Genomic DNA, 19864 nt, shown 5'->3' with positions numbered 1-19864 from the left:
AAAAGAATACTTAGACATAAAAATACCGACCTCCAAAAGTTAGATTTTTGGGTCTAACTTTTGGGGGTCGGTACAAAGTGAAAAAAATTAGGTCATGTTTTTTGTAATAGCACGTTATCCGTGCAGGTTTATGATAAATAAATTGTCACAGTAAAATGTGCATATAGCCCTGCACATCCTTGAAAGTAGTCCCTACTGTTCTCGGAGTCAGAGCCTGAGGCAATAATTCCTAGCCACACCGAAGGTGCTTGCCATTGACGGGGTCTGGGGAAACGCTACAATGCTGAATCCGACGGTGCGAGAAAATCTACTGTTCCCATCATCCTCACCGTCGGCAAAGTTGACAAAGCGTTTTCCACAGGTTCAGTCAATGGTGGCGTACTCAGCCACAATCTAAAATTTTTAGAGAGTTAGAGAAGTCACTTACGCATATACAAAGAGAGAGAGTCCTCTGATATATGCTAATTGCACACATAAGAATCCTCTCTCTAATCTACAGCTTCTATATATTCAATTTAGTCTCTTGGTCTCATATAGAAGTTACCCATTACTTCCTCTGTGCGGATAGAATTGATAAATGCATTTGGGTCAATCTCTTTTATCTTAGGAATAAGCTTTCTGGTATCAGATGCGCTTACAATAGAATAGACAATTTTTTTATTCTTGTGAGCGTATGAGCCTTCACCATCAATGAGTGTTGCGCCGTGACTACATGTTGAATATATCATTGAACAAACTTTGTCAGGCATATCAGTAATGATAAAGAGAGTTCTCTGCTGATATGTTCTGTAAAGTACATGAAGTGTCTGGGTTGAAACATACTGGAAGATCATTGAGTAGAGGGCTTTTTCCCATCCGAACATGGCACCTGCTATTGTGAGTACTATGACATTTCCTGCAAGGATAATAGGGAATGCATCAATTCCTTTTCTCTGTGACAGGAATATGGAAATAAAGTCTGTTCCACCGCTTGTTGCATCAACTTCAAGGCACATGGTGATGGCAACTGCATTTAAGATACCACCGAAAACTGCAACAAGAAGAGGGTCATGTGTAACAGTGTGGATTGGAATGATATCTACAAAAATACCATTTGCCAAAACCATTATCATTGAAAATAATGTGAATTTCTTGCCTATGTAGCGAAAACCGATATAAACAGGAATTGCATTCAGACAAATATTGATAGGAGAATAGGCAATCTGAAGTCCAAGGTATTTAAGGGCTGCCCTTTGGATAACAATTGTAAGTCCCTGTGCACCTCCCGGGATAAGTCCGCCACCATTAATGAAGGTCTGGATATTGATAGCCATTAGCATTGCGGCAAGTAGCACTACTACAAGTCTGATACAATCCCATCTTAAAGTGGTTACTATTTTCTTTTGCTTATCTGACATAAAAAAATACCTTCGCTATTTAAGAATAAAAACCTCATATGCAATTTATGTAAACAACAAATGCTCTAATAGTATATACGGAATAAACTACGAATTCAACCTGAAATCTCTAGGACTGCAACCGATTTTTCTTCTAAAGAGCCGGTGAAAAAAACTTGTGTTGTCATAACCCACCATCACAGAAATATCAGCTATCGAAATATTGGTGTTTTTTAAAAGCTCCTGAGCCTTGTTCAGCCTTTTTGACTGCAACAGCTCCTTGAAGGTGCTTCCCGTATTTTTCTTTATGATCCTGCTAAGAACGTAGGGGTCTTCGCCGACAGATCCCGAAAAGGAATTAAGTGAAGCATCCCTGTAATCTGTGTCTATATATCTTAAAAGCTTGAACATTATCTCCTGATCATAGGAAGTTCTCGACACGCCGATGGACTCTGTATGTTTAAGGAGATTTAAAAACAAAAGACCAATGGTCACCTGATTTACACTCTGATAATCGGTGCTGTCTGTTCCTATCATATTCCAGATCATATTTTCCATTATGTTCTGAATCTGCGGAATATCTGATACTTTAAAATATAGGAAGTTTCCGTCTGCATTTTTCTTAGTGAGGCAGCTTACCAAAAAATCCCTCAAAGGACTCTCATTTTTTTCAAGCATTGAAAAAGCTGTGTCAAAAAACTCAGGAAGAATCATGAAATTCACAGCAATATCGTTTTCTCCTGCAGGAAGTATCTCCTGTCTTGCATGCTGGTTCATGAAAAGAAGGTCGCCCTCCTTTAGAACAATGCGCTGGCCGTCGATGATATGCGTCGTTTCACCCTGACACATATAAATAAATTCCACGTAGTTGTGTGTGTGAAGAGGAAAGTGTATAAAGCGCACATGAGGACGCATATCTATTAATTTTCCATCCTGCAGCACTCTGGAGGAATCAATTTCGTCATGGGGTGAAGATGCCTTTTCATCGCTGTAGTACAGAGTTCTGTTGATGTGCTCTTCACCGCCTAATATAGCCTCTTCTTCTTCAGTTATGGGACTTAATATTTCTAGTATTTTTTTATTCATATTTTTATTTTATATAAAAAAATTCCCACTTGCAAGAAAGGACGTATTTTTTGCTTTTAACAGACCTTAAATTCCTTATGCATTTCAATTAAGCTGTATTTAGTAAAAAACGTATTTTAACGAGAAGGAGAAGGGGAAATGACAGTTAAAGAAAGATATGAAGAAGCAAAAATGCGCTATTCAAAGATTGGCGTTGATACAGAAAAAGCTATCAGTGAGCTTTCAAAAATAAAGCTCTCAATGCACTGCTGGCAGGGAGATGATGTAATTGGTTTTGATCAGAAGGGACCTCTTACAGGCGGAATCCAGACAACAGGTAATTATCCTTACAAGGCAACAACACCTGAGGAGCTCATGGCTGATATAGATAAGACACTTAGTCTTGTTCCAGGTAAGCACAAGATCAATCTTCACGCTTCATATGCTATTTTTGAGGATGGAGAGTGGGCTGACAGAGACGCTCTTGAGCCAAAGCACTTTAAAAAGTGGGCTGAGTTTGCTAAGGAAAGAGGACTTGGAATTGACTTTAACCCAACATATTTCAGCCATCCAAAGTCTGACAACGGAACACTTTCAGCTGCAGATGAGGACGTAAGAAAATTCTGGATCAGACACGGTCAGGCTTGCCTTAAGATTTCTGAGTACCTTGCATCTGAAACTGGTCAGGTATGCATGATGAATATCTGGATTCCTGATGGACTGAAGGATGTACCTGGTGACAGAAAGGCTCCAAGAGAAAGACTTAAGGCTTCTCTTGATGAAATTCTTGCTACACCTTACGACAAGAATAAAGTTGCAGTCGCTGTTGAGTCAAAGGTATTTGGAATCGGAGCAGAGTCATACACAGTTGGAAGCCATGAGTTCTATATGAACTATGCTGCTAAAAACAATGTTATGTGCCTTATTGATACAGGACACTTCCACCCTACAGAGAATGTAGCTGACAAGCTCAGCTCAATGCTTCTTTTCTATGATAAGATGGCACTTCATGTATCACGTCCTGTTCGCTGGGATTCAGACCACGTTGTTATCTTTAATGATGATGCGAGAGACCTTGCTCAGGAAATCGTAAGAAACGGTGCTGACAGGTTCTATATCGGTATGGACTACTTTGATGCAAGTATTAACCGTATTTCCGCCTGGACAAACGGAATGAGAAACTTCCTGAAGGCTCTTTTGTATGCAGAGCTCCAGCCAATGGAGAAGTTTACTGAGCTTCAGAATGCCCAGAACTTTACAGAGCTTATGTCACTTACAGAGCAGATCAAGATGCTTCCTGTTGGTGATGTTTGGAATTATTACTGTGAGAAGAACGGTGTAGCCCTTGAAGAGGACTGGTTTGAAGACTGCATGGAATATGAGAAAAATGTTCTTTCAAAGAGAGCATAAGTAGATATTTGAATTAAGGAGATTTTTAGAGATGAAAGTATTGGATGCTAAGTTTGCAAAGGGATTCTGCCGCATGTGCGTTGACGGTTTTTACCAGGGATGGCATGAGAGAAACGGTGGAAATTTGAGCTACAGGATCAAACCTGAAGAGATTGAATCAGTAAAAGAGGAACTTGATGAGTCTTCTGAGTGGAAACCAATTGGAACAACAGTAAAAGATTTGGCCGGTGAGTATTTCATGGTCACAGGTTCAGGTAAGTATTTCAGAAATGTAGAGATCGATCCTGCAGCAAATGTCTGCATTATCAAAGTTGATGACCAGGGCGAGAACTACAAGATCTTATGGGGACTTGTTGAAGGCGGAAGACCAACTTCAGAACTTCCTTCACACCTTATGAACCTTGAAGTGTGCAAAAAGAGAAATCCTGAGATCAGAGTGGTATATCACTGCCATCCTGCAAATACAATTGCTCTTACATACGTTCTTCCTCTTGATGGAAAAGTATTCACAAGAGAAATCTGGGAAATGGCTACAGAGTGCCCTGTAGTATTCCCTGATGGAATCGGCGTAGTACCGTGGATGGTTCCTGGCGGAAAAGAAATCGCTGTTGCAACTTCAGAGATCATGAAGAAGCAGGATGTAGCTATCTGGGCTCACCACGGAATGTTTGCCTGCGGAACAGATTTTGACATTGCATTCGGACTTATGCACACAGTAGAAAAGGCAGCAGAAGTTCTTGTTAAGGTTATGTCCATGACAAATAAAAAGAGACAGACAATTGAGCCTGATGATTTCAGAGCCCTCAACGGACCGTTTGGAATCAAGGTAAATGAAGAATGTCTTTATACAAAAAAGAGCGATATTATCGGCGAAGTTTAATGGAGACTTACTATGAAATATTATTTAGCAGTTGATATAGGAGCGTCATCCGGCAGACATATCCTGGCGCATATGGAAGACGGCAGGATAGTACTTGAAGAAGTTTACCGCTTTTACAATGGCATGGAAGACAAGGATGGTCACAAGATCTGGAATGCTGAAAAACTTTTTGAGGACATTCTGGAAGGCATGAAAAAGTGCAAGGAGATCGGTAAGATCCCTGTGACTATGGGAATTGACACCTGGGGCGTTGATTTTTGTCTTCTTGATAAGGATGACAAGAGGATTGGAGACCTGGTTGCTTACCGTGATGACAGAACTGCGGGAATGGATGAAGAAGTGTATAAGATCATTTCCGAAGATGAGCTTTACGAGAGAACAGGAATCCAGAAGGCCATTTTTAACACAATCTATCAGCTTATGGCCCTTAAGACAAAAGAGCCTGAGAAGTTAAAAGAAGCAAGGACCCTTCTTATGGTTCCTGATTATTTCCATTTCCTTCTCACAGGAGTCAGGAAACAGGAATATACAAATGCTTCAACAACACAGCTTCTCGATGCAAAAACAGGCGAGTGGGATCACGAGCTTATTAAAAAGCTTGGCTTTCCTGATGAACTTTTTGGAGAACTCTCCATGCCGGGAACTGTAGTGGGACCTTTAAAGAGAGAAATAGCAGAAAAAGTAGGCTTTGATCTCAAGGTTGTTCTTCCTGCTACCCATGATACAGGCTCTGCGGTTATGAGCGTGCCATGCACTGAGGAAAATACTCTTTATATTTCTTCCGGAACATGGTCACTTATGGGATGCGAGCTTCCAAAGGCAAATTGCTCCAAAGAAGCTAAAAATGCCAACTTCACAAATGAAGGCGGATACCAGAAACGATACAGATTTCTTAAGAATATCATGGGCCTTTGGATGATCCAGTCTGTGAAAAAAGAATTTGAAGCAGGATTTGATTATCCCGGAAAGAATAAGGATGATGATTATTCTTTTGCAAATCTTTGTGACAGGGCAAAAGATGAGACTATAGATTCTATTGTTGCAGCTAATGATGGCAGATTTTTAAATCCGGAATCTATGGTAAAAGAAATTCAAAATGCCTGTCGTGAAGGCGGTATGCAAGTTCCTGTAACCCCATGGGAGATAGCAAGGGTAATTTACAGAAGCCTTGCAAAATGCTACAAAGAGACAACGGAAGAGATAGAAAATATCACCGGAAAGAAATTTGACTCCGTAAATATAGTTGGAGGCGGATCCAATGCTGTTTATCTTAATGAACTGACAGCCGCAGAAACAGGCCGCACAGTCAGTGCCGGTCCCGGAGAAGCCACTGCTATAGGTAATATTGGAGCACAGATGCTTTCAGATGGCGTATTTTCAGATCTTTCAGAGTTTAGAAAATGCGTATACCAGTCATTTGGCGTAATTAAATACTAATGATCTTAATTTTTCAAAGCCCATCAGATTTTCTGGTGGGCTTTAAATTTGACATTAAAGAAATTTTTAATTTTTTATTAATAAAGTTTTTATTTTTTTGGGTTTTAATGTATAATGAAAGGCTGCACTGTAAATTTAGTTTAATTAGGGTAGGTAGAAATGGATATTAGAATTGAAAACTTAACAAAAACATATGGCAACCTTAATGCTGTAGATCACATGAATCTGAGTATTAAGGATGGTGAACTCGTAGGTCTTCTTGGACCATCAGGCTGCGGTAAGTCAACAACTCTTTTCATGCTCTCCGGACTTACAACTCCAACAGAAGGAAAAATTTATTTTGGTGATAAAGATGTTACATCTATTCCTCCAGAGGATCGTGAAATTGGACTGGTGTTCCAGAACTATGCATTGTATCCACATATGACAGTAGAGGATAATATCACATTTCCTTTGATCAACAGAGGTATGAAGAAGGCTCAGGCACGTGAGGAAGCCTTTGAAATTGCCAAAGTTGTAAAGATCGATGAATATATGAAGAGACGTCCAAGCGAGCTTTCAGGCGGACAGCAGCAGCGAGTTGCAATTGCAAGAGCACTCGTTAAAAAGCCTCAGGTTCTGCTTCTTGACGAACCTTTATCAAACCTTGATGCAAAACTTCGTGTTGCTACAAGAGAAGAGATCAGACGTATCCAGCAGGAAGTTAAGATCACAACTATTTTCGTTACACATGACCAGGAAGAGGCTATGAGTATTTCAGACCGTATCGCTGTTATGAAGACTGGTGTTCTTCAGCAGTATGAGGTTCCTCAGACAATGTATCTGAATCCTGCAAACTCATTTGTAGCTAATTTCCTTGGTATGCCTGAGATCAACAATATTGAGATCGATGTTAAGGATGGCGTGATAACTGCAAATGGAATAGTTCTCAGAAAGGGAGTATCTCTTGCTGATGGACATTACAAGGCGGGTATCAGACCTGAGTCATTCTTTGTTGATGATAACGGAGCATCTCTTGAAGTAAACAACATTCGTATGACAGGCCGTGACCTTCTCATCTTTACCAAGCTTGGAAGCACTAACGTAAGAGTACTTGTTCATTCATATATGCAGGTAGCAGTTGGTGATAAGTTTGGAGTATCTGTTCGTGATGGACATATTCTTGTATTTGATGACAATGAAATGCTTCTTGGCAGATTCTGATTTGGAGAAGGGAGATTATCATGGACAAAAAGAGCTTTAAGGGGTATCTCTACCTCCTTCCATCAATAATCATTATGATCTGCTTTACTCTGTATCCTTTGGTAAGAGCGATCATTATGAGCTTTTTAGGTAACTACAGCATTATCAATGATGGTTACACTTCAATCGGCTTTGAGAACTATCAGGCTCTGTTCTCAGATCCTGATTTTGGAAAGTCACTTATGAATACAGCAATCTACGTTATCTGCGTAGTACCTGCTTCAATTATTTTGTCACTCCTTTTTGCAGTTCTTATCAATAGTTGCAAAAAGCTTAAGGCTTTATTTCAGACTATATACTTCCTTCCATATGTTACCAGCGTAATTGCCATCGGTATTGTATGGAGATGGATGTTTAACAGTAACTATGGTCTTATAAATTATGTGCTTAGCATTTTTGGAATTGAGCCTATCCAGTGGCTTAATCTTCCTGAATATGCAATGCCTGCACTTATTATCTTTGCTATCTGGAAGAGCATGGCATTTAATATTTTGATCTTCCTTGCAGGACTTCAGACAATTCCTGAAGACCTTTACAGAGCAGCAAGAATTGATTCCACACCACGTTTTCGTGTATTTACAAGGATTACCGTTCCTTCACTTGCACCTATGATCGTTTATTCAAGTGTTATCGGTATGATCGGAGCATTTAAGGTTTACAATGAGGTCTTCTCACTGTTCCAGGGCAAGGCAGGTCCAGCTAACAGCGCAATGACAATTGTTTACTACATTTATGACAAGTTCTACAACAGCTATAAATATGGCGTTGCTGCCGCAGGTAGTGTTGTATTGTTCCTGATAATACTTGCGCTTACACAGATCCAGCTCAGAGTAACTGGCGGACGTAAGGGCAAAAACTAAGGAGGGCGCCATGAAGAAAAATAGAAAAGTTGTAAATATAATCGCGGAAGTTTTAAAGTATGTGATCCTCGTTGCTGGTTCAGTATTCACTATACTTCCTTTCATCTGGATGATATCTTCATCGCTTAAGACACCGGCTGAACTTGTTCAGGTTCCACCTGCACTTTTCCCGGAAGTACCTCAGTGGCTCAACTATAAGTCAGCCTGGGAGGCAGCACCATTTGCAAGATATCTTGTAAATACAATTATTGTTACAATTTGTACAACAGCCGGAGTTTTGGTTACAACAGTTCTTTCTGCATTTGCTTTTTCAAGATTGAACTTTCCGGGAAAGAAAACAGTGTTCTCACTGTTTTTGGCAACGCTTATGATTCCTGGTGAGATGCTTATCATCACAAACTACGAGACAATCATAAAACTTAAATGGATTGATTCCTATAAGGCTATGATCGTGCCATGGATCTCAAGTGCCTTCTACATTTATCTGCTTACAAGATTCTTTATGCAGGTTCCTGAATCACTTTATCTTGCCGCTAAGGTTGATAAGTGCTCAGATTTTAAATACATGATAAAAATCATGGTACCTATGAACAAACAGGCTATTTTCTCAATTGCGATACTGAACATTATCAGTTCATGGAACGCATTCCTGTGGCCACTTCTTGTTACTAACTCACAGGAGATGAGAGTTCTTTCAAATGGTCTTGTTCGTTTCCAGACAGAGGCAGGCTCTTCTACAGAACTTATAATGGCTGCTTCATGTATTTTGGTAATGCCTATCATTATTATCTATCTGTTCCTTAGAAAGTACATCATTGAAGGTGTAACAAGAAGCGGACTTAAGGGATAATGCATGACCTAAGGCATATATTAAGTCAGGTCAACATGGCGTAAGCCGTTGATGATAACATCTTGAAAAAAGATTCAGGATGTCATATGTATTTTAAGCGCCCGCATGGGCAAAGAAGGGAGAATTTTCAAATGAAAATGAAAAAGTTAGGTGCAAGTATTCTTGCTACTATCATGGCAGCATCTATGCTTGCTGGCTGCGGACAGAGCAGCACACAGACATCTGAGACCACATCTGACGCACAGGTTTCAGAAGCTACAGAGGTAGCATCTGACGCTGCTACAGCCGCTGATGAAGCAGCTGCTACAAAGTCTATCGAGCCTACAGAGATCACATTCTGGCATTACATGACAGGTAATCTTGAAGAGACTCTTACAGCACTTACAGATGAGTTCAACTCAACAAACGAGTATGGTATCACTGTTACTCTTGTGAACCAGGGATATGCAAGTGACCTTCAGACAAAGCTTCAGGCTAGTGCTGCAGCTGATGCACTTCCAGATCTTACACAGGCTTACAACAACTGGCTTACACCTTACCTTGACAAGATCGTTCACCTTGATGATTTTGTTGCAAATGATTTCGACAACTGGGATGACATTGTAGAAGCTTACCGTGGTGAGTGCTCAGAATTCGGATTCGTACACGCTGTACCTTTCAACAAGTCAACATACGTTCTTTTCTACAACAAGACACTCTTTGATGAACTTGGAATTGAAGCTCCTAAGACATGGGCTGATGTAGAAGCTGACGCTAAGATCGTAAAAGATGCTAAGGGAATCGCTTTCATCGGATATGATGACAGCACAGGTGCTATCGAAGCTACTCTTAAGCAGAACGGTGAGAGCTTCGTTGATGAGACAGGTGCTTTATTCGATACAGACGGTGGCCGTGAGGCATTTGAGTATCTTTCAAACCTTTACAACAACGGATATGCTCGTCTTGTTGGTGAAGACGGATATTTCTCAAACGTAATCAGCAACCAGAACATTGCCAGCTACGTTGGTTCTTCAGCAGGTGTTTCTTACATCACAGCAGAAGGATGGGAACTTGGTGTAGCTCCACTTCCAGGAAACAAAGTAAACGCAGCTAACATGGCAGGAACAAACATCGTTATGTTCTCACAGGATACAAACAAGCAGCTTGCAGCTTGGGAGTACCTCAAGTTCCTTACAAGCACAGAGTCAACATCTAAGTGGGCTGTTTCAACAGGATACCTTCCAGTAAGACAGTCAGCTTATGAGACAGCTGAGTACAAGGCATACATGGAAGAGAACATCTGCGCAGCAGCTTGCTATGAGCAGTCTAAGGACTTCTTCTACTCACCAACATTTGATGCATCAAACGACATCAGAAACAGCGTTTCTCCTGCATTCGAGCAGCTTGTTCTTGACAAGGCTGATGCTCAGACTTGGTTCGACACAATCCTTAGCACAATTAACGCACAGTATTAATGATATACGCGTCATAAGTCAAATGTGTTAGCAAGCTTGCTTGCGTAACACAGCTTGACTTCATGACCATAACAAGAATGAGTAAAAAAGATATGCGAGCGAAGCGAGCATATCGATTTACGAATTCTTGTAGCCTTGGCGATAGCCAAGGCGTATATCATTAATTGTTTACAAGAATCACAGGGCCTTCTACTTTGTAGTAGGAGGCTTTTCTTATCTGATGGAATATGACTTATTAAATGAAATTACAGAAACCCGCACTTGCTGCGGGCTTCGTGAGAAGGTGATACAAGGGTCAACCATGCCTCATCGACGTAGTCGATTCAATTTGGCATGGTTGATATATTCTTGAACTTTATGTTCAAGAATATTTGTTTTCCATGGGATAAGAAAGGCTTTCTTCATGAATGTCCTGAAATGTATTTTAGTTAAGGAGTTAGAGGTATGACTAATCTGAAATTTTATAGTGGATTACGCGAGATAGGCGGTACAGTTGTTGCAGTAGAGACTGACAAGGCAATCTGTATCTTTGATTTTGGTTATGCTCACGCTGACAGGATAGATGATAAGGTTAAAGTCAGAAAAGACAAGGAAACAATCGACCTTGTAAGACTTGGAGTCCTTGACAGAGTTGATGGAATATATGAGGAAAAAGATGCTCATGAGCTTGGTCTTAAAGCATATGGAGAAACTGATAAGGAAGTGTTTGTTATTATTTCTCATATGCATATCGACCATATGGGAGGCCTTGGAAGCCTTGCAAGTAAACTTCCTGTATATATGAGCAGAGAATCAGCAGTTCTTTATCATGAACTTGGAGTTATGGGAGAACTTGAGCTTAGAGAGCATGAGAACGTACTTCCTATTGATTATGATGCTTCTATAACCGTAGGAGATATCAAGGTTACCTGTGTTCAGGTGGATCATGACGTTGTAGGTGCCTGCGGATTTCTTATTGAGACTACTGATGGAAAGTTATGTTATACAGGTGACTACAGATATCACGGATATCATCCTGAGATCAGTAAAGCTTTTGCAGAAAAGTGCAAGGGCGCAGATTACATGATCACTGAGGGAGTTACCATAAGCTTTGGCGATGTGGATATGCTCTCACTTGAAGGTCCTTTAAGAGATAACAGTGAGTGGACTTTGTTAGAGGATATGAAAGCTCATGCTAAGGAAGAGAGCGGCCTTATCGTTATCAATAATTACAATAGAAATGTTGAACGAGTTCACAGAATGATCGGAGCATTAAAAGAGTGCGGAAGAGCATTTGCTCTTGAACCAGCCCAGGCCGATTATGTGGCAGCCTTTTATCCTGAAGATTATTTTGAAGTATATCTTCCTGAAGGTGGAGAGCTTAACGCTCCGTTATTAAATGGCAGAAAAGTTGTTACAAGAAAAGAACTTATGGCTGATGCAGGTAAATATATTCTTCAGCAGGATTATAAGAATGTATACGAGCTCTTTGACCTCAAAGATTGCATTTCTTTGTACCTGCATATGGATGGAGCGCCGCTTGGTGACTATGATCCTTCATTCAAAAAGTTCTATGCTCTTTTAGATGTTCTTGGACTTAATTATATAAAATGCGGACTTGGCGGACATGCTGAGCCATATTATCTCAGAAGGACAGTTGATGAGATTGCCCCAAAGACACTTATACCACTTCACAGCTTCAGACCTGAACAGTTTAAGTCTGATAAAGTTGAAAAGATCATTCTTCCACAAGAGGGAGAGACAATTTCATTCTAAACTACAAGACTTCACAAATTATGGATTCTAAAATCCTACATTTGTGAAGTCTTTTTTGTTATGCTAATTTTCACATTAATTTAATCGCAATTTTATATATGTTAACGAGGAAAAAAGACCTGTATGTTATAATGAGGGCGTCAACTAAAAAACGTGTTTTAGTATATGGAGTAATGTGAATGGCGAGCAGTAATTCTTTTGATCAGTTTATTAGTGATGAAATAGAAAAAGGTAAAGGCCTATATGTTCCTGTTAAAGCGAGCCGTTTCGAGCGTATGTTTGTGAAATGGCATGATTGCAAGGATCTTCATCCAAATCCTGATGATGAGTTTAGTGATCCTGCTATAGGTCCAAGCTATAGAATAATATCTGACTATGAAAGAGAGTTCAGAGACAAACTTAAAAAGGGAGAACAACCAATAAATGACCCCCTTATCGTTGGCAAGGTTCATCCTGAAGGCTATATGCTCATTAATGGCCACCATAGATGGGCAGCCGCATTAAAAGTTGAGATTAAAAAGGTTCCAATCAAGATCATCAACATGATGTCTGATGAAGAACTTCAGAGAATAGTAGAATCATCACAGCATGATAAAAGAGTCACCATGGACCTGGACGAAGTAGTATTCAAGAGCAAATGGGACAATTATGTTGAAAAAGAAACAGGATTCCATTTTGGCTCCAAGATAAAAAAGAAAATGATGCTCGGAATCCCCGCGCTTTTCAATTATCTGACTACCCACGGCTATGACATATTTGTATATTCATCCGAGTTCTATTCTATTGATGACATAAGGCGCTACTTCAACAGGTTCTTCGTTCATGTAGATGGAATCATAACAGGAACCGGAAAAAAGAACGTAAAGTTCTCCGAGTCCCAAAAGACTGTAATGAACCTCATCAAAAACAAGTACGCCAAAACAATACACATCGACAATGACTCCGTCATCTGCACCCACAGCGGCACAGGCGAATTCGAAGAATACGACCTCGAAGTCCCAGGCTCATTATGGTCCAAAAAGGTCATCGAGATCATCGAAAAGATAGACGCCCCACCCACAGAGTAAGCGGCCCCCCGGAGAGAACCATTTGCGTGTCTGTCAGGGATGGAGCGATGGCGTTAAAAGAGTCCTTTGCGCCAGGACTTTTGGTGGTAGCGGATGAAGGCGGTGACGCCGACTATTGTCCAGGTGATGCCGGTGGATATCCATAGGCCCCAGGCTCCGAGGAAGGGGAGTGAGCAGAAGAAGGCGGGGAATATTACACGGCCGACCATTTCTGAGATGCCGGATATTAGTGGGAACTTTGCGTCGCCGGCTCCGTTGAGGATTCCGCGGCAGACGTAGATTGTTCCGAGGGGGAGATAGAAACTTGAGAGGATTCGCATGGCTGTTTTGCCAAAGGCTATTACTTCAGGCTCGTTTACAAATACTCTCATTAGGAAGTCTCCGAAGATCCACATAAGAGGGATCATGATAAGGGCGTATGTGCCCATCATTGTCATTCCAACTCTATAGCCTTTCTTTACCCTGTCACCTTTTCCGGCTCCGATATTCTGGCCTGAGTAGGTGGACAGAGAATCTCCAAGGGCTTTGAACTGCATGTTTACCAGGTTTTCAATTTTACTTGTTGTAGTGAAGGCGGCGATAACAACTGCTCCAAAGGAGTTGATTACTCTTTGAAGTATGACAAAAGAGAGAGCGATAAGTCCGCTTTGAAGCGCCATTGATCCACCTAGTGTGTAGCATTTGATTATTATATTTTTATCCAGTACAAAATCTTTTTTCTCAAATTTAAATACTGGATTTTTTAAAAGAGCATATCCGATTGAAAGGGCAGCGGATAGAGCCTGGGCTGTTATGGTTGCTATAGCAAGACCCTTTACTCCAAGATCAAAGAAAATAACAAAGGCAAGGTCCATCAGGATATTAAGAAAACTGGAAACAATAAGGAAATAGAGGGGCGTTTTAGAATCGCCGATTCCTCGCATGATGTAGGAAATTGTATTGTAAAGAGCTGTGCCTATAAAACCTATACAGGTTACAGACATGTATATTACTGAACTTTCAAGGATCTCATCAGGAGTTTTCAAACCGTAGACAAGTACAGGACGGGACAAAGAAGCACCAAGGCATCCCACAAATATAGAGGTAGCACTAACCATAAAGAAGGCGTTGGTAATTGTTTTTCTTACACCATCTTTATCGCCTGAACCAAAGAACTGAGAAACAATAATACCTATTCCTGTTGCAAGTCCGTTTCCAAGTGCAAAAAAGAGATTTGTTATATGACCTGTTGAACCTACAGCGGCAAGAGCGTTGGAATCGATGAACTTTCCTGCAATAATAGTATCTACTATATTGTAGAACTGCTGGAAGATATTTCCTATCATCATGGGTACCATGAAGCTTATGAGAAGGCTGAAGGTATCGCCATTTGTCATGTCTTTTGAATACTTTTCGGGAATGGGATTTGCCATTTCTTGATTCTCCTGAATGTGATAAAAAATGCTGCCGTGGGGAAAGAAAGAAAAACCCAGGCAGCAATTTAAGTCTAGTACATTAGATTAGAATAATCTCATTAAAATTTGATGTATTTCAATAAAAAATTATGCTTTAATGCCATTACTTTTTAAAGCGTATATTTTTTTAGGGATTTTAACTTTCACATAAAGGTCAGCATACTGCGAAGCGCTGAGATCTTCAATATAGTTTAACTGATACTTCTTATTTACCCCGTTTTTTATAAGGATATCTGCAGCTTTATTATAGGCGATGGCAGCTTCGACTTCTGAATTGTAGACGCCTACAACATAATTGCTTTTAATATGTATGAAGGTCTTGTACCTGATAAAGCCCTTGTGGGCAAACTGCCTTACACCGTGGTAGCGGTTGAGGATAATTATATTTTCATATCTTAGATCAAAGGGATCATCATTGGCAAAAAGATAATCTCTGCCGGATACAGCATAGCTTTTTATCCCATAGCGCTGCAAGATAGAGAGCTGGCTTCCGTAATCAGCAACAAACAGATGTCCTCCACGCTTCATGATCTTGTGGGATGAGTAGTAAAAAAGATCATCAATATCAAATTTCAAAATTTCATCAGGAGATAAGTAGTAAAGAAAATATTTTTTTTCAAGATAGATGGGATTTGGGATATATATGCCTTTGTCTCGGAAGTTAATTAGTATCACGCATTTTTCAAAAGGAAGGTTCATTCCTTTTTTGTAGGAAGAGATTACAAAGTTTTCACTGTGGAGAATGTAGTAGCTTTCATCATAAACAGCACTGGCTTTTTTTAGAGTCGGATATGAGCCAAGCGATATGTGCTTTCCATTAAAAACTATGGATGTTCTGTAAGACGGTGTGCCGTTTTTTAAAGCCGTCTTATACACTCCGGTATGTTTTCTTTGCTTCAAAAGTAGTCCCCCCACTATTTACTTTACTAATTCAAAGTGCTAAATTATTATGGATATACTGTTTGGCTGTATGGTATACTAACCATATCTATTTTACCAACAAAAGAGGAGTGAAGGCAATGGCAAAGGAAGTTTTGTATAGTAGCACACGAGGAGCTTTAGGCAATATCCATGCATCTGAAGCTATCTTAAAAGGTCTTGCGGGCGACGGCGGTTTATATGTTCCGGACCATATTCCACATCTTGAGAGATCACTTAGAGAAATTGCATCTTTAAGCTATCAGGAAACAGCTTATGAAGTAATGAAGTTATTCCTTACCGACTATACTGAGGAAGAACTTAAATACTGCATTTCACATGCATATGATTCCAAATTTGATACAGAGGAGATTGCTCCTTTAACAGAAGCAGACGGAGCTTTCTATCTTGAACTTTATCACGGCTTAACTATTGCATTTAAGGATATGGCTCTTTCAATTCTGCCTTATCTTATGGTTACAGCTGCTAAAAAGAATAACGTTAAGAATGAGATAGTTATTCTTACAGCTACAAGTGGTGACACAGGAAAGGCTGCTCTTGCAGGTTTTGCTGATGTTCCCGGCACAAAGATCATCGTCTTTTACCCAAAGCACGGCGTAAGCCCTATCCAGGAAAAGCAGATGGTTACACAAAAAGGTGCTAACACATGCGTTATAGGTATCGAGGGTAATTTCGACGATGCACAGACAGGTGTTAAAAAGATATTTACAGATCCTGATCTTGCAAAAGAAATGGACAGCAAGGGATTCCAGTTCTCATCTGCCAATTCTATCAACATTGGAAGACTTGTTCCTCAGATTGTTTATTATGTTTATTCTTATGCAAAACTCCTCAAAGAGGGCAGAATTGCAGATGGCGACAGCATAAACGTAGTAGTTCCTACAGGTAACTTTGGTAATATCCTTGCAGCTTATTACGCAAAAAATATGGGTGTGCCAATTTCAAAACTTATATGTGCATCCAACTCAAATAAGGTGCTTTTTGACTTCTTTAAGACTGGTGAGTACGACAGAAACCGTGACTTTGTACTTACAGCCTCACCTTCAATGGATATACTTATTTCATCTAACCTTGAGAGACTTATCTACCATATTTCAGGTGATAATTCTGCAAAAGACGCCGAGTTCATGGAAAAGCTTTCTAAGGATGGAAAGTATGAGATCACAGATGAGATGAGAGAAAAACTCACAGATTTCTTTGGAGGCTATGCTTCTGAAGAGGAGACATTTGAGACTATCAAAAATCTTTTTGATAAGACAGGATATCTCATTGATACTCATACAGCTGTAGCAAGCTGCGTATACAATAAATACGTAAAAGAGACAGGTGATAAGACTGTTTCAGTTATTGCTTCCACAGCAAGCCCATACAAGTTCACAAGAAGCGTTATAAATGCTCTTGGAATTCCAGAAGAGGGCAAGGATGACTTTGAACTTGCTGATAAGCTCAGCGAAGTTTCAAAGGTTGAAATACCTGAGGCTGTAACATCTATCAGAACAGCTGATGTATTACACAAGAAAGTAGTAGATAAAACAGAAATGGAGAAGGCAGTAAGGAATTTCCTTAGCCTGTAAGTAAATGGACACATTTAGTAATATTTTTGATATTTTGATTGTTTTTGGCGGCGCTATCATTATTTATTATGCCGAGCAGATGAGAGCTAATGATATAATAAAAGTAGGAATAATGGTTCCTCCTTCAGTTAATGTCAAGAAGATGAAGGACAGGGAAGGCTTCAAGGCCTATGCTTTCCCAAGACATTTTTTACAGGGACTGATACTTATAGTATTAGGACTTGTAGGAATCGGATGTGACTTGTATGCAAGACCTGATCTGCATGCTATCGTCTACATTGTTGTTCTTGCTTTCTATATCATCGGAAATCTCTTTATAGAGAAAGGAAAAAAGAAATTCTACTAAAAATGCTTATATAACAGGAGGTGCGTATGGATTTAGGAAAAGGGTACTACTCGGATAACACACCGGAAATTGTTGAGTTGTCTAAGCTTTCAGAAACAGCAGATCAGATTGAGAATGATCTTTTTATCAAATATGACGTAAAAAGAGGATTAAGAGACTTAAACGGTAAGGGCGTACTTACCGGCCTTACAAGAATTTCAGAGATCATTGCCAAAGAGGTTGTTGATGGCAAAGAAATTCCTAAAGACGGTGAGATCTACTTTAGAGGCTATGATGTCCACAACCTGATAGATGCTGCAGTTAAAGAGAATAGATTTGCGTTTGAAGAATGCGCATACCTTCTCTTATTTGATAAACTTCCTTCTGGAAAAGAGCTGTTTGAATTTGAAAAATTACTTGGGATATATAAGAGTCTTCCGACGAGCTTTGTGAGAGATGTCATCATGAAGGCTCCAAGCCGCGATATGATGAACACTCTTGCAAGGAGCGTTCTGACTCTTTATTCCTATGACGATCATGCTGATGATGTTTCACTTCCTAATGTGCTTAGGCAGTCACTTCAGCTGATCAGCATGTTCCCACTTTTATCAATTTACGGGTATCATGCCTACAATCATTATCATGAGGGCAATTCCCTCATTATCCATCCGCCAAAGGAGGAGCTTTCTACTGCAGAGACGATCCTTTATCTCCTTAGACCTGACAGCAAGTATACAGAGCTTGAAGCCAAGCTTTTGGATATTTGTCTGGTGCTCCATATGGAGCATGGCGGTGGTAACAATTCGTCTTTTACAACCCATGTGGTTAGCTCAAGTCTTACAGATACTTACTCTGTTATTGCAGCTGCCATCGGCTCTTTAAAGGGGCCTCGTCACGGCGGCGCCAATATCAAGGTTGTACACATGTTTGATGACATCGAAGAAAATGTAAAAGACTGGAAAGATGAAGAAGAGGTAGGAGCGTACCTTGATAAGATCCTGAATAAAGAAGCATTTGATAAATCAGGGCTGATCTACGGTATCGGTCATGCTATTTATTCTAAATCTGATCCAAGAGCTATGATCTTAAAGAGCTTTGTTGAGAAACTCGCTGTTGAAAAGAAAAAAGAGGATGAACTTGCTCTTTATGAAATGGTAGAGCGTCTCGCACCAAAGATCATCAGCGGTGAGAGAAAAATGTACAAGGGCGTAAGTGCCAATGTGGATTTCTATTCAGGTTTTGTTTACAGAATGCTTGAGCTTCCTGAAGAACTTTATCCTACCATCTTTGCTATAGCAAGGATTGTTGGCTGGAGTGCTCATAGAATGGAAGAGCTTGTCAACAACGGCAAGATCATCAGACCTGCATATATGGCTATAGAGCCCAGAAAAGAATATGTTCCTATGTCGGAGCGATAATTTGAATAACATGTAAAAAACTCACGCAGACCAAACTGCGTGAGTTTTTTATTGGCATTCTCCCACAGGGAGACATGTATTTTCTGATTAGAATTAGAGGTTGTATTTTGCTGCGATAAGTGGAGCAACCTTTGAAGAACCGATACGGCTGCAGCCTGCATTTGCATAAGCAAGAGCATCCTCTATTGTGCGGATTCCGCCAGCTGCTTTGATCTTAACATCAGGACCGATGTGCTTTTTGAAGAGCTCGATGTCTTCAAGAGTAGCACCTGCACTGCCGAAACCTGTTGAAGTCTTGATATAGTCTGCCTTAACTTCTGTAACGATCTTGCAAAGCTCGATCTTTTCCTCTTCTGTAAGGTAGCAAGTCTCGATGATAACTTTAAGGAGCTTGTCTCCACAAGCCTCACGGATCATCTTAAGCTCTTTTCTTACCTCATCATATCTGTGATTTTTAACATCACTGATATTTACAACAGTATCAATTTCTTCTGCACCGTCAGTGATAGAATCCTTTGCTTCTACAACTTTAGATGAAGCTGAGTTGTAACCAAGAGGGAAACCAATAACTGTGCAGAGCTTTAAGCTGTCGCCATATTTATCGTGAACTCTTTTAAGATATGTCTGTGGGATGCATACGGTAGCAGTTCCGTATTTAACTGCTTCATCGCAAAGTGCAATGATCTGCTCCCATGTGGCATCAGCCTTTAAAAGTGTGTGGTCAATAAGCTTTAAAATATCTTTTTCTTCCATAACAA

Annotated in this window: 17 protein-coding genes; 12 read left to right on the top strand and 5 right to left on the bottom strand. The window is 40.1% G+C overall.

What is annotated here, in order from left to right:
• Window positions 1-515 precede the first annotated feature (515 nt).
• Both E7303_RS03215 and E7303_RS03210 read right to left on the bottom strand, forming a co-directional pair.
• On the bottom strand, window positions 516-1397 hold the full coding sequence (locus E7303_RS03215; protein WP_292143807.1) for a YitT family protein: 882 nt from the start codon (window positions 1395-1397) through the stop codon (window positions 516-518).
• A gap of 87 nt (window positions 1398-1484) precedes the next feature.
• Window positions 1485-2462 (bottom strand): AraC family transcriptional regulator, encoded by a 978-nt coding sequence (locus E7303_RS03210; protein ID WP_292143806.1) that lies wholly within the window; start codon window positions 2460-2462, stop codon window positions 1485-1487.
• A 138-nt stretch (window positions 2463-2600) separates the two neighbouring features.
• Between E7303_RS03210 and E7303_RS03205 the strand changes: the two genes are divergently transcribed.
• The 9 genes from E7303_RS03205 to E7303_RS03165 all read left to right on the top strand — a co-directional run bounded on the left by E7303_RS03205 (window position 2601) and on the right by E7303_RS03165 (window position 13396).
• On the top strand, window positions 2601-3851 hold the full coding sequence (locus E7303_RS03205) for an L-rhamnose isomerase (RefSeq protein ID WP_292143805.1): 1251 nt from the start codon (window positions 2601-2603) through the stop codon (window positions 3849-3851).
• Window positions 3852-3882: 31 nt separating this feature from the next.
• Window positions 3883-4731, top strand: a complete 849-nt coding sequence (gene rhaD / locus E7303_RS03200) for a rhamnulose-1-phosphate aldolase (RefSeq protein WP_103868980.1) — start codon at window positions 3883-3885, stop codon at window positions 4729-4731.
• Window positions 4732-4743: 12 nt separating this feature from the next.
• Window positions 4744-6168: a rhamnulokinase gene (rhaB, locus tag E7303_RS03195; protein WP_292143804.1), complete on the top strand. Its 1425-nt coding sequence runs from the start codon at window positions 4744-4746 to the stop codon at window positions 6166-6168.
• Between the two features lie 159 nt (window positions 6169-6327).
• Window positions 6328-7371, top strand: coding sequence for an ABC transporter ATP-binding protein (locus E7303_RS03190; RefSeq protein ID WP_292143803.1), 1044 nt, complete (start codon window positions 6328-6330; stop codon window positions 7369-7371).
• A 20-nt stretch (window positions 7372-7391) separates the two neighbouring features.
• Entirely contained in the window at window positions 7392-8270 is an 879-nt protein-coding gene (locus tag E7303_RS03185) for a carbohydrate ABC transporter permease (RefSeq protein WP_103868977.1), read from the top strand.
• A gap of 10 nt (window positions 8271-8280) precedes the next feature.
• On the top strand, window positions 8281-9120 hold the full coding sequence (locus E7303_RS03180; RefSeq protein ID WP_292143802.1) for a carbohydrate ABC transporter permease: 840 nt from the start codon (window positions 8281-8283) through the stop codon (window positions 9118-9120).
• A gap of 131 nt (window positions 9121-9251) precedes the next feature.
• Complete coding sequence (locus E7303_RS03175; RefSeq protein WP_292143801.1) at window positions 9252-10574, top strand: ABC transporter substrate-binding protein; 1323 nt, start codon at window positions 9252-9254, stop codon at window positions 10572-10574.
• Window positions 10575-11018: 444 nt separating this feature from the next.
• Entirely contained in the window at window positions 11019-12329 is a 1311-nt protein-coding gene (locus E7303_RS03170) for an MBL fold metallo-hydrolase (RefSeq protein WP_292143800.1), read from the top strand.
• A gap of 179 nt (window positions 12330-12508) precedes the next feature.
• Window positions 12509-13396: a ParB/Srx family N-terminal domain-containing protein gene (locus E7303_RS03165; RefSeq protein WP_292143799.1), complete on the top strand. Its 888-nt coding sequence runs from the start codon at window positions 12509-12511 to the stop codon at window positions 13394-13396.
• 53 nt (window positions 13397-13449) lie between these two features.
• Here E7303_RS03165 and E7303_RS03160 read toward each other — a convergent pair whose 3' ends face one another.
• Both E7303_RS03160 and E7303_RS03155 read right to left on the bottom strand, forming a co-directional pair.
• Window positions 13450-14808 carry an MATE family efflux transporter gene (locus E7303_RS03160; protein WP_292143798.1) on the bottom strand — a complete coding sequence of 453 codons (1359 nt, stop codon included), beginning with the start codon at window positions 14806-14808 and terminating at the stop codon, window positions 13450-13452.
• Between the two features lie 129 nt (window positions 14809-14937).
• The gene (locus E7303_RS03155) at window positions 14938-15750 is read right to left on the bottom strand and encodes a hypothetical protein (protein ID WP_292143797.1); all 813 of its coding nucleotides are present in this window, start codon (window positions 15748-15750) and stop codon (window positions 14938-14940) included.
• Between the two features lie 119 nt (window positions 15751-15869).
• Between E7303_RS03155 and thrC the strand changes: the two genes are divergently transcribed.
• From thrC to E7303_RS03140, 3 genes are read left to right on the top strand one after another with little or no spacing between them, the layout of a single operon-like run.
• Window positions 15870-17363 (top strand): threonine synthase, encoded by a 1494-nt coding sequence (gene thrC / locus E7303_RS03150; RefSeq protein WP_292143796.1) that lies wholly within the window; start codon window positions 15870-15872, stop codon window positions 17361-17363.
• Window positions 17364-17367: 4 nt separating this feature from the next.
• A complete protein-coding gene (locus tag E7303_RS03145) occupies window positions 17368-17709 on the top strand; it encodes a hypothetical protein (RefSeq protein WP_292143795.1) in 342 nt (113 codons plus the stop codon).
• 26 nt (window positions 17710-17735) lie between these two features.
• Complete coding sequence (locus E7303_RS03140; protein ID WP_292143794.1) at window positions 17736-19106, top strand: citrate/2-methylcitrate synthase; 1371 nt, start codon at window positions 17736-17738, stop codon at window positions 19104-19106.
• A 93-nt stretch (window positions 19107-19199) separates the two neighbouring features.
• Here the strand turns inward: E7303_RS03140 and deoC are convergent, their stop codons facing one another.
• Window positions 19200-19859 (bottom strand): deoxyribose-phosphate aldolase, encoded by a 660-nt coding sequence (gene deoC, locus E7303_RS03135; protein ID WP_292143793.1) that lies wholly within the window; start codon window positions 19857-19859, stop codon window positions 19200-19202.
• Window positions 19860-19864 lie beyond the last annotated feature (5 nt).

The organism is Butyrivibrio sp. (assembly GCF_015056685.1).
Taxonomy (GTDB): domain Bacteria; phylum Bacillota; class Clostridia; order Lachnospirales; family Lachnospiraceae; genus Butyrivibrio.
The sequence above is the reverse complement of the archived record's forward strand: the minus strand, read 5'-3'. Positions and strand labels throughout refer to the sequence as shown.